Origin of the sequence: Sulfitobacter dubius, from assembly GCF_027214245.1 — a bacterium.
Classification (GTDB): Bacteria; Pseudomonadota; Alphaproteobacteria; order Rhodobacterales; family Rhodobacteraceae; genus Sulfitobacter; species Sulfitobacter dubius_A.
The window spans coordinates 82,186-96,134 of the sequence record NZ_JAPWHM010000007.1; the positions used below are offsets into that span (position 1 = coordinate 82,186).

Below are 13,949 nucleotides of genomic sequence, written 5' to 3' on the forward strand. Positions count from 1 at the left end.
GAGCGATACCTGAACTGCGACTCTTATCGAGCTCAGGGTAGGGGCGTCATCGCATTTCCTCCAACATCTTTTCGCGGAAGACCTCGGCTGGCGTCTTCCATCCGAGGCACTTGCGCGGCGTGTTGTTGAGGCGATCACAGATCACCTTCATATCGTGATCTGTGCATTGCCGGAGGTCGCGTTTGCGGGGCAACCACCTTCGAAGGCGTCGATTTGTGTTCTCGACTGTGCCTTTCTGCCAGGGGCTGGAGGGGTCGCAGAACCACGTCTGGGTTCCGATCTCAGCTTGTAGGTGTGGCCAACTGACAAACTCAGTTCCGCGATCAAAAGTGATGGACCGACGGGCGACGAGGGGAAGATCTTTGAGAGACCTTATGATCTTTCCCATGACCGGCTTGGTGCGCCTGTTCGGGTTTTTCAGGATCACGGTGAAGCGGCTGACGCGCTCAACCAATGAGGTAACGTTGGACTGGCCAAGCTTCTGTTTGAACAGCATTAAATCAGCTTCCCAGTGGCCAAACTGACGGCGATGAGCGACATCATCGGGTCGGAACAGGATACTGACATCGCGGTGGAATTTGGGTTCTCTGCGCCTTCTGGTGCGACGCGGTCTGCGGGCGACACGGTGGGTCGGTAGATACCACCACAGGTCTTCGCGCTGACCTTCCTTGGAATAGATGTAGCGATAGATGGTTTCCTGGCAGACCCTGAGGGAAGCGCGCTCGTGGATCATGCGGTTACTGATCTGCTCTGGTGTCCAACCGTTCTTGATACGCTCAATCACGCGCTTTCGAAGCTCAGGATGTTTGATCAGTTTGCGCTCCCGAGCACGGCGTTCCGCTTGTATCAGGTGCGCAGCTGCACCGTAATAGCCATCGCATCCGGGCATGTTTTCATCCGAGAAATGGTTGCGCTTCAGCTCACGGAATATCGTGGATCTGCAGCGCTTCAGAACGCGCGCCATCTCATCGACGGGGACCTTTGCGTGTCTCCAGCGTTCTATCTTGCGTCGTTCTGTGATACTCAGTTGGCTGTAAACGGCTCCCATACCGATTCCTCTCACTAGATAAACTACTGTTTTCTAACAAGAGTCGTACTTGAGGGTAGCGCGCGCCCCTGGAATCTCAAGACACGTTGCGACGCGTTCCTCTATCTCATTTTCATCAGTTCTTCTCTGAAGGCTTCCGTTGGCGTGCGCCAGCCCAGGCACTTTCTTGGCGTGCCGTTCAAGCGATCGCAAATCGATTTCATGTCTCGATTTGAGAGCGCGGCCACGGGTGCATCGCGTGGTAGATACCGCCGTGCGCGCTTATTCAGATTCTCGACTGCACCCTTTTGCCACGGAGCCTGCGGATCGCAGAACCACGCCTCGGTTCCGATACCGGGCTTCAGCTTGCGCCAGTCGCGGAATTCGATCCCTCGATCAAAGGTGATCGATTTTCGCGCCGGCTGGGGCAGGGGTTCCATCACACTCATCAGCTTGTTCATCAGGTGCGTCGTACTGCGGTCGTTGTTGCGGAACAGAACGGCAAAGCGCGTTTTGCGTTCCACCAGAGAAGCAACATTGGTTTTACCGTGCGCTCTCTCAAAAATCATGAGGTCGCCTTCCCATTCACCAAATGTTTCGCGGGTTTTAACATAGTCAGGCCGCTGGTGAATCGACCGATCTGGTGGGAAAGCAAGGCCTCGAGGTGTTCGCCTGCGTCTTGGTTGCCGCTTCTTACGGCGATGCGGTAGATACCGCGCCAATTCTTCGGACTGGCCATCGGGACCGTAAATGTAGGCATAGATCGTCTCGTGGCTGACACGAAGTTCCTGGCCGTCCAACTGAAGTCGACCCGCGATCTGTTCCGGAGACCAGCCAACTTTGAGCTGTTTGATCACGGCATCTCGCAATTCAATAAACCGTACCAGCTTGCGTCGACGCGCGCGCCGGTCGACGGCGGACCTCTGTGCAGTCACACCGTAGTAACCGCTAAGATTGGGGAGCTCATTATCAATGTATCTGTTTCGCTTGATCTCGCGAAACACGGTCGAACGATGTCTCCCAATCTCAGCTGCAATCTTGTCCACTGACATCTTCGCGTTCAACATGTCTTCAATCGCGCGTCTTTCACGCAATCCTAACTCTGTGTGGGCCATGTCCGTTCTCCTTGCTTTCCAGCAAGATAGGGGATTTGTCGCAACCCACGTGTGGATGCCCCGGTTTATGTGGGTGATTGTTTCGACGTTTAGATAGCATGATCGGGTGCAGTCACGTGTCCGGCCTGTTTGTGCAGCACACTTGGCTGCTGGCCCTTATGGAGATGCGCGAACTTGGCTCCAAATCAGTTTATCGGGCTCGAAGCCGCGAAGGGTTGCACTGGTTTTTCCATGTTCGTTCTCGTCGATCCGCTTTCCTTAGTCGATCCTTTCGTCCTCACATACCTGCCGGTATCCGTGGGTCTGCCGCTAAGCGACGGCCCCGCGAATGCGATAAATCTGGCCCGTCATCAACATGGCCCAAAGCCTCCGAGCCATGCGGTTTGCCAAAGCAACAGCAACAACCATACGGGGGCGTGTTTCAAGCATACGCGCTAACCATGGTTCGGCACAACGCTTCCATCGTTCGATGGAATTGATGACGGACATTGCACCGATGATCAGCAACCGCCTCACATCTTTCTGGCCCATTTTGTAATTCGCCCCAACCGTTCCTTACCACCTGTCGAATGCTGTCGAGGTACAAGACCAAGCCATGCTGCAAAATCCCGCCCCGTGCGAAAGTTTTTGGCGGGAGGACAGAAGGCCGAAATTGCGATGGCGGACATCGGGCCGACGCCAGGCATCGTTTGCATAAGCCGCGTTTCCTCTGACGTTTTTGCATGCATCTTGATGGAATGATCCAGACCTTCGACTTCTGCGCTGATAGTCTCGATCTGCGCTAGGAGCCGTTCCGCCAAGCCTTTGGCTTCGTCGGGCAGTTTATGTGCCTGTTCCTCTACTTCTCGTTTGAGAATATCAGCGTTCCGAATGCGTAGCCGCAGCACAATCCCAAACTCCGCCAAGTATCCGCGAAGCGAATTGATAAGCTGGGTGCGCTGCCGCACGAACAATTCGCGCGTCCGAAACAACATCGCCTGTGCTTGCTGTTCCGGGGCTTTCACTGGGACGAAGCGCATTGAGGGACGCATCGCGGCTTCTGCAATGGCCTCTGCATCGACAACATCACTCTTGTGGCGTTTGACAAACGGTTTCACATATCGTGCCGGTACCAATCGAACCTCATGACCTGCAGCAAGCGCTTCACGCCCCCAATGATGGGCGGACGCGCACGCTTCCATCGCAAAAATGCAACTTGGGTGCTCATTTAGAAACTTATTGAACTGAGGCCGGCTCAGCTTTCTACGGTATAAGACTTTACCTGCGGCATCAGCGCCGTGTATTTGAAAAACGCGCTTCGCCAGGTCGATACCGATGATAAATGCTTCTGACATTTGTTCCTCCTGCAAGACGTCCGCACCACCATGGCTCGGACGGTTCTATAATGAACCAGCAGGAGGGGCATCCAATCCATCAGTTTAGAATGTGCCCGAAACAAAATATAAAGGCGCATAATGAAGTTTATGTTAATTATGAAAGTGCTCCTTCAAAAATCCGAGAGTCCATCTTATGTTAAATCTTTAATAAAATCGGCGCTGTTTGAATAGGCAACAAATTTAGAATCAAGTATTCTTCGCACCCACGCCATGGATGATTAGTTCCAGCATTTCATCTGCAATACTCTCTGGGTTAAGCGGCCCTTTCGGATTATACCAGATCGGCATCTGGTTGAAGGCCGAAAAAAGCACATGTGCGAGGCGCTTTGAGTCGCAATCGCGGATAGAACCGTCTTTGATCCCTTCTGCGATAATACTTTCAAGAAAATTCTGACCGTGTATCAGTGTCTGACGCAAATTCTTCTGATTTTCTCCGGTCAGATTGCGCCGCGCTTCGCGCATCAAGGCAGAGCCGAATTCGCTCACAACCATGTTCGCATAGACTCTAAAGAATACGCGGATACGATCAAGCCCGTTACCCTGAACTTCCTGTGCCGATGTGAAGCATAGCTCGACCCGCTCCAGCGAGATGCGGGCGCATTGCATCAGGATATCTTCTTTGCTTTTGGCGTAATAATAAAGCGCGGGCTTGGTGACTGCGAGTGCCGCTGCGATGTCATCCATCGATGTCTGTTTGTATCCGACTGTTGAAAACGAATGCGCGGCCAGATTGAGCATGGCCCGCCGTTTCAGCTTTTGCTGGCCTTTGGCATCTTTGGTTTTTTTGTGCCAATGGATTCTAGTCAAAGCTACTCTTTCAAAACCAACGGGCGGAACCGAAGCACCGCCCGCATTTATCACTGACAGATTAGTAGTCGAGCCCGCGGGCCGCAATAGTCCATTTACCGTCTTCGACTTTTGCCATAATCAGACTTTCGATGCCCTGATGGTCTTCCGGGCCAAAGCTGACCGACTGGCCGCCGATCGGATCAACATAGCTAGTGATCGCGTCGGTTGCGGCCAGAAATCCTTCGGTCGTCAGATCGCGACCAGCAGCTTCGAGCGCCACGGCAATCAGGTCGATGAAAACGTAACCAAGCTGCGCTTGTGGGGCCATCTTTTCACCGTAAATTTCGCTGTAACTCTCCAGGATACGTTTTGCTTCCCCTTCGGAGTCTCCTGCGTTCGCAAAAACAAAAGGCGATACCAGATATAGACCATCCATCGCGCCATCAGCGGCAGTCGCAACTGCATCCATATAGGACACCATTCCAGTCACGAAAGTCGGTTCAAAACCAAGCTTTTTAGATGTTGCAACAACTAGAATTGTATCGCGCACCCCACCCGCCAGAAACACGATATCGCAACCGGCGTTTTTCAATGTGGTTACAGACGAGAGCATATCGGATTCGGTTGCCGAATGCTCCGTTTTGGCCGCGACTTTCATGTCATACTCTGCCAATTGCTGCGTGACGCCAAGCGCCATTGATTCACCAGCTTCATTTGCGAGTTGCGCAATGCAGGGTGTTGAGAAATCACCATTTTCCTTGAAGTATGCAACGCCCGCGCGAAACTGGTCTGTATAGCTGCGAAAAAATGCGTATTTCATCGGATCCAATGGTTCATACATCTCGACCTCGGCCGACATCGGGAACATGTTGGGAATTCCCGCTTCAATTTGTTGCGGCATGATCGCTAGGTTCATCGGTGTGCCAAGCGCGCCAACCATCGCAAAAATCTGGTCGCGGCGCATCAGTTTGTTTGCAACCTGAATCGCGCGGGGCACCTGATATTGCGTGTCCTCGATTATAATCTCAAGCTGGCGACCGTGAATGCCGCCCGCCGCATTGATCTCGTCCACGCGCATGCGCAGGCCATTCGCCTCGGGCACACCCCAGACTGCCAACGGCCCGCTTAGGTCCGTATAGGTGCCAAGCGTGATCATGTCGTCGGTCACGCCCTGCAGCCCCTCGGCCATCGCGCCGGTGGCTGTCATTGCGGTAAACGCAAGTGCTGTTGCTAGTTTCTTCATTGGTCTCTCCCTTTGGTGTTTCAATACATCGTTTCGATCAGGTCTTTGTATTTGCGCTCGATCTCGTTGCGCTTAAGCTTCATCGTCGGAGTCAGCTCGTCGTCTTCGGCTGTCAAAAGTACGTCGATCAGCCGGAATTTCTTTACCTGCTCGACCGGCGCGAAACCGCTGTTCGCCTGTTCCACCTCGCCTTCGATCAAGTCCTGGATTTGGGTGTTTGCGCACAGGGATTTGTAGTTGGAAAACGGGATACGCTTTTCCTGCGCGTATTTTTCAACGTTTTCGTGGTCGATCATGATCAGCACGCTCAGGTATTTGCGCTTGTCCCCGATGATCACCGCATCAGAAATATAGGGCGAGAATTTGAGCTCGTTTTCCAACTGCGAAGGCGTAATGTTCTTGCCGCCTGCGGTGATGATGATGTCCTTCTTGCGGTCCAGAATAGTTAGGTCACCATTGGCATCCATCGTCCCAACATCACCCGTATAGACCCAGCCATCGACCACGGTTTCCGCCGTCTTTTCAGGCTGGTTCAGATAACCCGAAAAATTGCTGGATGAGCGAATGAGGATTTCACCGTCATCGGCCAGTTTCGCTTCGACATTGCGCATTGCCCGGCCGATGGAACCGATCGGTGATCTGCCCGGTATGGTTGCAGTCACAATGCCGGTTTCGGTCTGGCCATATGCCTCTTGTACTGTCACCCCAAGGGCATTGAACCAGCTGAGCAGTCGGGCTGAAATCGGTGCCGCACCCGATACGATCGTATGCGCGCGCGCCAGTCCCAGTTCGACCCTGATATTTCGAAGCACCAGAAAGTCCAGCACCTTATGCCTAAGCCTAAGCATCGTCGGCACAGATTTTCCCGCAGCAATCAATGCCTCCCTGCGTCCAGCCGTTTTCAGGGCTTGGTCATAGGCAAACCGGCCAAATGCGGTGGCATCATTCATCACAAAATTGATACGGGAATAGAATTTTTCCCACACGCGCGGCACCGCAAAGATGAATGTTGGCGCGACTTCCTGAATGTCAGCGGCAAATGTATCGCCGCTTTCCGCGATGTTGATGGTTATGCCGTGACGGATCGGCACGCAGACAGACAGGATCCGTTCGGCCGCGTGACACAGCGGCAGGAACGTCAAAACTTCATCGCCCGGTCCGAGCGGCAATTCGGGGTAATTATCCGATTGCGCTAGAAAGAAGCGGTGCGACATCGCGGCACCTTTGGGAGCACCGGTTGTGCCGGACGTATAGATCAGCGTTGCGATATCTTCGGGATCGCCCGCATCAACGCGGCGCTCAAATTCAACGCTCAGTTCTTCGATTTTAGCGTCCGACAGTGCGAGAAATTCTTCCCAGCCTATGACTTTGTCATGCTGGAAACTGCGCAACCCTTCCATATCAAATACGATAACTTTTTCGAGATGATCAAGCTGGTCCTCCACACCCAGATACTTATCTAGCTGCTCTTCATCCTCAACGAATAGCACCTTCGCTCCGCTATCGTTCAACTGATAGGCAACTTGCTTTTCCTGCAAAGTAGGATATAGCCCGTGAGTCGTGGCCCCGATGCACTGGATGCCAAGGTCGGCAAACACCCACTCCTTGTTGTCTTCACTAATGATCGCGGCCACGTCACCTTCACGGTAGCCCAACGCCATAAGTGAACACCCGACCCTGCGCGCGGATGCGTAATAGTCCAGCCAGCTGAATTCTTTCCAGATGCCGAAATCCTTTTCGCGGATTGCGATTTTGTTGCCGAACTTCTTGCAGTTCTGCCGGAACAGTTTGGAGAACGTGTCACAGCCGTCAATCTGGACCGGCGGCGGCGTCCATCCTGCGGTGGATTGGTCTTGCATTGTGTTCATCGCCACGTCTTTCTTGCTTTCCAGCGGCGGTCGCCGCGCGCACTTTCTGCTTTGATGCCAAGGTAGAATTCGCGAATGTCAGCACTTTTCATGAGAACGTCGCGTTCACCTTCCATAACGATCCGGCCGGTTTCAAGGACGTACCCGAAATCGGCGGCCGGCAGCGCAACACTGGCGTTCTGTTCAACCAGCAACATGGTCACGCCTTCTTCGACGTTGATCCGTTTGATGATCTGGAAAATCTCGGAAATCAGGAGCGGTGACAGGCCCAGCGACGGCTCGTCCAGCAACATCACGCGCGGACGCTGCATAAACGCGCGACCCAAAGCCAACATCTGTTGTTGCCCGCCAGATAGATAGATCGCCTGCTTTTCCAGAAAGGTGCGCAGCACGGGAAACCAGCCCAGCACCTTTTCCAAGTCACGCGCCACTTCATCGCGATCCTTGCGGCAATAGGCACCCATCATCAGGTTGTCCTTGACCGACAAGAGGGAAAACACTTCGCGCCCTTCGGGTGAATGGGCGATGCCGGCGCGCGCGATGACATCTGGGTCAAGCGCGGTGATATCGCGCCCTTCAAATTCCACCTGCCCCTTGAACGGATCAAGCGCGCCGGAGATGGTTTTCAAAATCGTCGTTTTGCCCGCCCCATTGGAGCCCATGACCGTAACGACCGACCCTTCCTTGACCGTCAGGCTGATGCCGCGAATGGCCATCACCCTGCCATACATCGTTTCGACGTTGCTGGCGCGCAGTACCTCGGTCATGCTGCCTGCCCTCCCAGATATGCCGCCTGAACATCGGGATCGCTTTGAACTTCGGATGCGCTGCCGCTTGCAAGAAACCGGCCTTCGTTGATGGCCAGCACCATGTCCGAAACTTTGTTCACCAGTTTCATGTCGTGTTCGATCATAACAACGGTGACACCCAGGACCTCGCGGATATCTTCAATCACAAAAGCAGTATCGTCGGTTTCCTCGCTGGTCAGTCCGCTTGACGGTTCGTCCAGCAACAGGATCTTTGGCTCCGACACCAACGCGCGGGCCATTTCGGTCTTTTTGCGCACGCCATACGGCAAATCCGCAACCCGTGCATGACGGTAGCCTTCGAGATCAAGAAACTCGATTATTTCTTCGGCTTTGCGGCGGTGGGCCAGTTCCTGACGCATCTGCGAACGGGTAAAAAACAGCTCACTCAGAGGCCCGAATTTGCCGTGACGGATGCGCCCGATCAGCAAGTTATCAAGCAATGACGCATGTTCGAACAGTTCGATATTCTGGAACGTCCGCGCAATGCCGTGGTTGATTACCTCATGGGATTTCGCTTTTCGCAGGCTTTTGCCGTTGAACCGGATGTCGCCTTGCGACGGATCGTAAATCCGGCAGATGAGGTTGAACACCGTGCTTTTGCCCGCGCCATTGGGGCCAATGATGGTGAACACCGACCCCGGTTCAACTGAAAAGCTCAAGCCATCCACCGCTTTCAAACCACCAAAGGAAAGCGATACGTTATCTATCTCCAACCCGTTCATCTTAAACGCTCCGTTTTGAGGAATGTCTTCTGACGCTGGAAACTGCGCTTCTTGTACATCGGGAACACGTTGAAATAGTGATGGATCTTGGTCCAGCGTCCATAAAGTCCGTCAGGTTCGAACAGGATGAACCCCAGCAGGATCAGACCGAATGCAAGACTATCGAAACCGCCGGACGTGGCGACTGCACTGGGCAGCACGATCTTGACCCAGCTCAACACGGTTGGCAGCAGCACGATAAAGAACGCCCCAAAAACCGCGCCGTGGATGGTTCCGATCCCGCCGACGACGATCATCAACAGCAGACGGATGGATTCCCCCATTCCGAAGGTTTCCGGCGTGATGTAGAAGAAGGCGTGCGCCAGCAGCCCGCCCGCGAGGCCCGCAAAAACTGCCGAGATGAAGAACGCATATGCCTTGAAGAAGGCCACATTGGTTCCCAACGCCCGCGCCGACACTTCGGAGTCGCGGATCGCAATCATGGCGCGACCCGACCTTGTGCGTGTCAGGTTGCGAACGATCAGGATACAACCCACGAAGATGACAAAATTCAGCAGATAAACTTTCCAGCTTTCGTCGATGGCCAGCCCGAGAATATTGATTTCCGGCACCGAAAGGCCACGATGACCGCCTGTGAAATCGCCCGCACCACCGATGAGCCGTTCGGTCACAATCGCAATCGAAAGCGTGGCAATCGCCAGATACAGCCCGTGCATCTTTCCGCAGATCCGTCCGACGGCCAACCCGACCAGCCCAGCCACCAACGCCGCTATCGGCAGCGACAAAAGCCACGGCACGCTGTAACGGGTCAGCAGGATCGTGTGAGTGTAGGCACCGATTGCGACAAACGCCGCCTGTCCGAAACTCACCTGCCCGGAAAATCCGGTCAGCACCATTAGCCCGAGACCCGCGATAGCATAGATGAATACGAATGAGAGTTCATCCAGAAAATAGCCGTCCAGAAACAGCGGCGCGGCCAGTGCGATCGCGGCAAACAGCAGATACCAGAATGCCTGTCCACGGTCGCGGAAAAGCTGGATGTCCTGAACATAGGATTTGCGAAAAATTACGCGCATGGCTTAGACCTTCTTTGCATAAATTTGGGCCAGCAGGCCTTGCGGACGGATCAACAGCACAAGGAACATGATCAAGTAGGCACCAATTCCTTTGAGGGTCGGGAACATGATATCGAAAAACGGTTCCGTCACACCGATCAGCAAGCAACCGATCACCGCACCGGGGATGGAGCCGAAACCACCGACAATTGCCCCTGCAAATGCCTTGAACCCGATAAAACCCATCTGCGTCGAAACCAACGTCATTGGCCCCAGGAGCAGTCCGGCAATCCCGCCAAAGATCGCGGACATTGCCCAGATCGAGGATGTCAGCCGTTTCACAGGAATACCCATGTAGAACGCTGCTAACTGGTTCAGGGACAACGCCTGCATGGCGACACCCTGCCGAGCGTAACGGAAAAACAGGTACAGCGCGCTGGCGACAACCGCGGTGACAACAATCGACAACACGCTGGTCCAAGAAATGATCACTGGGCCCAGTGTAAGATTGCCATCAACCGGAGCAGGCAACGAATAGTTGCCAAACCCCCAAATTATCCCTGCAACCGCCCTGAGCGCGATACCCAATGCCAGCGTCAGGATAAAGACAGTGAACACCGGCTGGCCCGTCAGGCGCCGCACCACAAGCGCTTCGACGCCGTAGCCGAATGCGCCCATGAAGACCAATGTCAACATCGCACCCAGCCAGTAGGGCATCCCCATCAGCACGATGAACTGATACCCGACAAATGCCCCCAGCATCATGAATTCGCCTTGGGCAAAATTCACCTGCTCAGTCGCCTTATACACAAGCACCAGACCAATCGCGATCAGGCTATAAAGGCACCCTTGTGACAGGCCGACCACAAAAAGCTGCATCGCATCGGCAAAAGACAAGGCAGTCATGCGTTGTTCCCCCAGTGTTCAAGGATTTCATCAAGGCTGATTTCTCCCGCATCTCCGGTCGTCGGTGTGTCGGGTTGTGTTCGCGAGAATCGCGGTGCGGGCGTCGGCATCTCGATGCCACCTACTGTGACAAAGCTGCCCCGGGCGCGATTATGCGCATGATCCGATGCGTCAGCCAGAGAAACCACAGGTGCGAAACACGCGTCGCTGCCTTCCAGAATATCGCACCATTCCTGTTGGGTCGCAGTCAGGAAAATCTCCGTAAGCGCGTCCATCATACTGGCCTGCGCGGTGGGTGCGTATTGATCGGCAAAGCGCGGATCGTCTGTGAGGCCCAGAAGTGCCAGAAGTTCGGCAAAAAATTGCGGTTCGAGACATCCAACGGACACATATTTGCCATCGCCCGTTTCGTAACAACGATACCACGCAACGCCGCCGTTGATAAAATCGCCAGACCGTTTATCAGACCAAGCGCCACATGCGACCAACCCGTGCTGCATGGTCATCAGCAGGTTAACCCCGTCCGTCATGGCCGTATCGACCACCTGCCCCTGCCCCGTGGCGCGCGCATGAGTCAGGGCTGCAAGGATACCAACGTTCAGCATCATCGCGCCGCCGCCCTGATCCGCGATCAGGTTCATCGGTGCAGGTGGCGGGCGGTCCGCATCGCCCAAACCCCAAACCGCACCGGTTATGGCGGCATAATTCATGTCGTGGCCCGCTGCATGTGCCAGCGGCCCTTCCTGTCCCCATCCGGTCAATCGGCCATAGACCAAGGCCGGATTGCGCGCCTGCACCTGTTCCGGACCAAATCCCAGCTTTTCCATTTTGCCCGGCCTGAACCCTTCGATCAGCACCTCGGCACGTTCGATCAACTGCCAGAGCCGGTCGACATCTCTGGCCTTTGTCAGGTCAAGTGTCAGGCTGCGGCGCGAGCGGTTGAACAGATTGTATTTCGCATCAATCGGCAACGGAAATTTCTGACCGGGCCGCGCGATGCGCACCACTTCAGCGCCCAGATCAGCCAGATGCATCGCAGCAAACGGCGCAGGGCCAAGACCTGCCATTTCAACAATGCGTACACCTTTGAGGGGACCTGAGCGTTGCAGCATCGCCCTATCTCGCCTGCAGGCGCGTGGCAGCATCAAGCCGCACGGTTTCGCCGTTCATATATGAATTCTCGATCAGAAAGGCACAGCAATGAGCGAATTCTTCCATCCGGCCGACACGCTTGGGCGCTTCGACAGAGGCTTCGAGGTTTGCGATCACGTTGTCGGGCAGCGACATGACCATCGGCGTGCCGAACAGGCCGGGTGCAATCGCGTTGACGCGAATGCCCTTGGCACCCAGTTCGCGCGCGGCAGGCAGGTTAAGGCCCATCACCCCCGCCTTTGACGACGAATAAGCCGGCTGGCCGATTTGCCCTTCCATCGCAGCACCAGAGGAGACGTTGACAACAACACCGCGCTCTTCGCCGTTTTCGGGTTCATTCAACAACATCCGCTGAACAGCTTTGCTCATTACGTTGAATGTGCCTACAAGATTGATATCAACCGTGCGGCGGAATGTGTCGAGCGACGCGGCCTTGCCGTCACGGTCGATCACTTTCATCGGGCTGACGACCCCGGCGCAGTTGATGCACCCATGCAGCGCACCGAATTTTGAAACCACGGCGTCAACTGCCGCGTCCACGCCTTCATCGTCGGTCACATCGACGTTGCAGAACATTGCGTTTGAAGCACCCAGTTCCTTGACCAGCGCATCGCCAGCGCCCTGCGACATATCGAAAATACCAATCTTGGCACCGCGTGCTCGCAGATATTTCGCCGTCGCCGCGCCAAGACCCGATGCCCCGCCGGTGACGATGATTGTCTTGCCTTCGATTTCCATGACCGCTCCTATTTGAATGCCTGCACGCCGGTAAGCGTCCGTGCGATCAGCAATTTTTGTATTTCTGTAGTCCCGTCCGGGATCGGCCCGATAATGGCCTCGCGCGCCAGCCGTTCGACGATAAAATCGGTGGTGACACCATTGCCACCGTGGATCTGCACTGCTTGGCGCGTTGCGTTCACTGCGATTTCCGTGCCGTACCATTTGGCCATGGCACATTCCTTGTCGCAGCGTTCGCCGCGGTCGATCATGCCAGCGGCACGGAGGGTCAAAAGCCGCGCAGCATCAATCTCTGTGGCCATTACGGCGATCTTGTCTGCGATGAGCTGGTGACCCGCTATCTGCTTGCCGTGCTGGTTGCGTTCCTGCGCATATCTGATCGACTCTTCCAACGCGCGCCGTGCCAGGGAGATTCCCCACATGGCCATGTGAACGCGCGCCCGTTCAAACACCACAAGCGTTTGCTGCAAGCCGCGGCCGACCTCGCCTATCGTGTTTGCAATCGGCACACGCACGTCATCAAGAAAGATCTGTGCCGTGGATTGTGCGTTCAGACCCATTTTTTTGATGTCGCGGGTTTCATAGCCATGCTCTTTGCGATCCACTAGAATATGGGTCAGGCCCTCATCGGTGGCGCAGGTGCATATCAGGAAATCCGAAAAGCGACCATTGGTGATCCAGGTCTTTTCGCCATTGATCACCCAGTCATCGCCGTCCCGCCGCGCTCGGGTTTTGACAGCGGCCACATCGGACCCGACATTTGGTTCCGATATGCCCATCGACGCGGTAATTTCACCGGCAAGCAACGGACCGATATATTTTTTGCGAATCTCATCAGACCCGAGCTTCAGCAGAATCTCACCTGCCACCACGTTGATCAGAATGGGCAGCGCGATATCTATTGCCGTAACACCAACCTCTTCGAACAGCATCAGGTGGGTGGTCCAATCCAGCCCCATACCGCCCGCTTCTTCGGGATGCGGGGCCGATGTCAGACCGAACTCGGCAAGTCGCGTCATGAAACCCTGAATGACTTCTTTTTCGAACGGCGCATCCTTAACCTTCAGGTATTCCGGTTCGATCTGGTCATCCAGAAACCGGCGCAAGGAATCGCAAGCCATTATCTGCTCTTCGGTTTTGAACATCTTT

12 protein-coding genes and 1 pseudogene are annotated in these 13,949 nt (G+C 54.9%); all 13 read right to left on the reverse strand.

Annotation, left to right across the window (positions count from 1 at the left end):
- Positions 1 to 46: 46 nt before the first annotated feature.
- The 13 genes and pseudogenes from O4H31_RS16720 to O4H31_RS16780 all read right to left on the reverse strand — a co-directional run bounded on the left by O4H31_RS16720 (position 47) and on the right by O4H31_RS16780 (position 13,945).
- Positions 47 to 1,048, reverse strand: a complete 1,002-nt coding sequence (locus tag O4H31_RS16720) for an IS30 family transposase (RefSeq protein ID WP_120352504.1) — start codon at positions 1,046 to 1,048, stop codon at positions 47 to 49.
- A gap of 101 nt (positions 1,049 to 1,149) precedes the next feature.
- Positions 1,150 to 2,142 (reverse strand): IS30 family transposase, encoded by a 993-nt coding sequence (locus tag O4H31_RS16725; protein WP_132447155.1) that lies wholly within the window; start codon positions 2,140 to 2,142, stop codon positions 1,150 to 1,152.
- A 309-nt stretch (positions 2,143 to 2,451) separates the two neighbouring features.
- A pseudogene (locus O4H31_RS16730) lies at positions 2,452 to 3,476 on the reverse strand (IS110 family transposase).
- 228 nt (positions 3,477 to 3,704) lie between these two features.
- Positions 3,705 to 4,325 (reverse strand): TetR/AcrR family transcriptional regulator, encoded by a 621-nt coding sequence (locus O4H31_RS16735; protein WP_120352506.1) that lies wholly within the window; start codon positions 4,323 to 4,325, stop codon positions 3,705 to 3,707.
- A gap of 61 nt (positions 4,326 to 4,386) precedes the next feature.
- A complete protein-coding gene (locus O4H31_RS16740) occupies positions 4,387 to 5,550 on the reverse strand; it encodes an ABC transporter substrate-binding protein (RefSeq protein WP_120352507.1) in 1,164 nt (387 codons plus the stop codon).
- 20 nt (positions 5,551 to 5,570) lie between these two features.
- Positions 5,571 to 7,418 carry an AMP-dependent synthetase/ligase gene (locus O4H31_RS16745; RefSeq protein ID WP_009808039.1) on the reverse strand — a complete coding sequence of 616 codons (1,848 nt, stop codon included), beginning with the start codon at positions 7,416 to 7,418 and terminating at the stop codon, positions 5,571 to 5,573.
- Complete coding sequence (locus O4H31_RS16750) at positions 7,415 to 8,185, reverse strand: ABC transporter ATP-binding protein (protein WP_064223630.1); 771 nt, start codon at positions 8,183 to 8,185, stop codon at positions 7,415 to 7,417. Before O4H31_RS16750 ends, O4H31_RS16745 begins: the two co-directional genes overlap by 4 nt.
- Positions 8,182 to 8,949: an ABC transporter ATP-binding protein gene (locus O4H31_RS16755; RefSeq protein WP_009808037.1), complete on the reverse strand. Its 768-nt coding sequence runs from the start codon at positions 8,947 to 8,949 to the stop codon at positions 8,182 to 8,184. The genes O4H31_RS16750 and O4H31_RS16755 overlap by 4 nt, the downstream gene beginning before the upstream one ends.
- Positions 8,946 to 10,025 (reverse strand): branched-chain amino acid ABC transporter permease, encoded by a 1,080-nt coding sequence (locus O4H31_RS16760; RefSeq protein ID WP_009808036.1) that lies wholly within the window; start codon positions 10,023 to 10,025, stop codon positions 8,946 to 8,948. Before O4H31_RS16760 ends, O4H31_RS16755 begins: the two co-directional genes overlap by 4 nt.
- 3 nt (positions 10,026 to 10,028) lie before the next feature.
- The gene (locus O4H31_RS16765; protein WP_120352508.1) at positions 10,029 to 10,910 is read right to left on the reverse strand and encodes a branched-chain amino acid ABC transporter permease; all 882 of its coding nucleotides are present in this window, start codon (positions 10,908 to 10,910) and stop codon (positions 10,029 to 10,031) included.
- Positions 10,907 to 12,022, reverse strand: coding sequence for a CaiB/BaiF CoA transferase family protein (locus tag O4H31_RS16770; protein ID WP_009808034.1), 1,116 nt, complete (start codon positions 12,020 to 12,022; stop codon positions 10,907 to 10,909). Before O4H31_RS16770 ends, O4H31_RS16765 begins: the two co-directional genes overlap by 4 nt.
- A gap of 4 nt (positions 12,023 to 12,026) precedes the next feature.
- Positions 12,027 to 12,800, reverse strand: coding sequence for an SDR family NAD(P)-dependent oxidoreductase (locus O4H31_RS16775; RefSeq protein WP_009808033.1), 774 nt, complete (start codon positions 12,798 to 12,800; stop codon positions 12,027 to 12,029).
- A gap of 8 nt (positions 12,801 to 12,808) precedes the next feature.
- Positions 12,809 to 13,945: an acyl-CoA dehydrogenase family protein gene (locus tag O4H31_RS16780; RefSeq protein ID WP_009808032.1), complete on the reverse strand. Its 1,137-nt coding sequence runs from the start codon at positions 13,943 to 13,945 to the stop codon at positions 12,809 to 12,811.
- Between the last annotated feature and the right edge of the window lie 4 nt (positions 13,946 to 13,949).

Coding starts and splice junctions, on each gene's coding strand:
- O4H31_RS16720 (WP_120352504.1), bottom strand. CDS start 1,048: ATGGGAGCCGTTTACAGCCAACTGAGTATCACAGAACGACGCAAGATA.
- O4H31_RS16725 (WP_132447155.1), bottom strand. CDS start 2,142: ATGGCCCACACAGAGTTAGGATTGCGTGAAAGACGCGCGATTGAAGAC.
- O4H31_RS16740 (WP_120352507.1), bottom strand. CDS start 5,550: ATGAAGAAACTAGCAACAGCACTTGCGTTTACCGCAATGACAGCCACC.
- O4H31_RS16745 (WP_009808039.1), bottom strand. CDS start 7,418: ATGAACACAATGCAAGACCAATCCACCGCAGGATGGACGCCGCCGCCG.
- O4H31_RS16750 (WP_064223630.1), bottom strand. CDS start 8,185: ATGACCGAGGTACTGCGCGCCAGCAACGTCGAAACGATGTATGGCAGG.
- O4H31_RS16755 (WP_009808037.1), bottom strand. CDS start 8,949: ATGAACGGGTTGGAGATAGATAACGTATCGCTTTCCTTTGGTGGTTTG.
- O4H31_RS16760 (WP_009808036.1), bottom strand. CDS start 10,025: ATGCGCGTAATTTTTCGCAAATCCTATGTTCAGGACATCCAGCTTTTC.
- O4H31_RS16765 (WP_120352508.1), bottom strand. CDS start 10,910: ATGACTGCCTTGTCTTTTGCCGATGCGATGCAGCTTTTTGTGGTCGGC.
- O4H31_RS16770 (WP_009808034.1), bottom strand. CDS start 12,022: ATGCTGCAACGCTCAGGTCCCCTCAAAGGTGTACGCATTGTTGAAATG.
- O4H31_RS16775 (WP_009808033.1), bottom strand. CDS start 12,800: ATGGAAATCGAAGGCAAGACAATCATCGTCACCGGCGGGGCATCGGGT.
- O4H31_RS16780 (WP_009808032.1), bottom strand. CDS start 13,945: ATGTTCAAAACCGAAGAGCAGATAATGGCTTGCGATTCCTTGCGCCGG.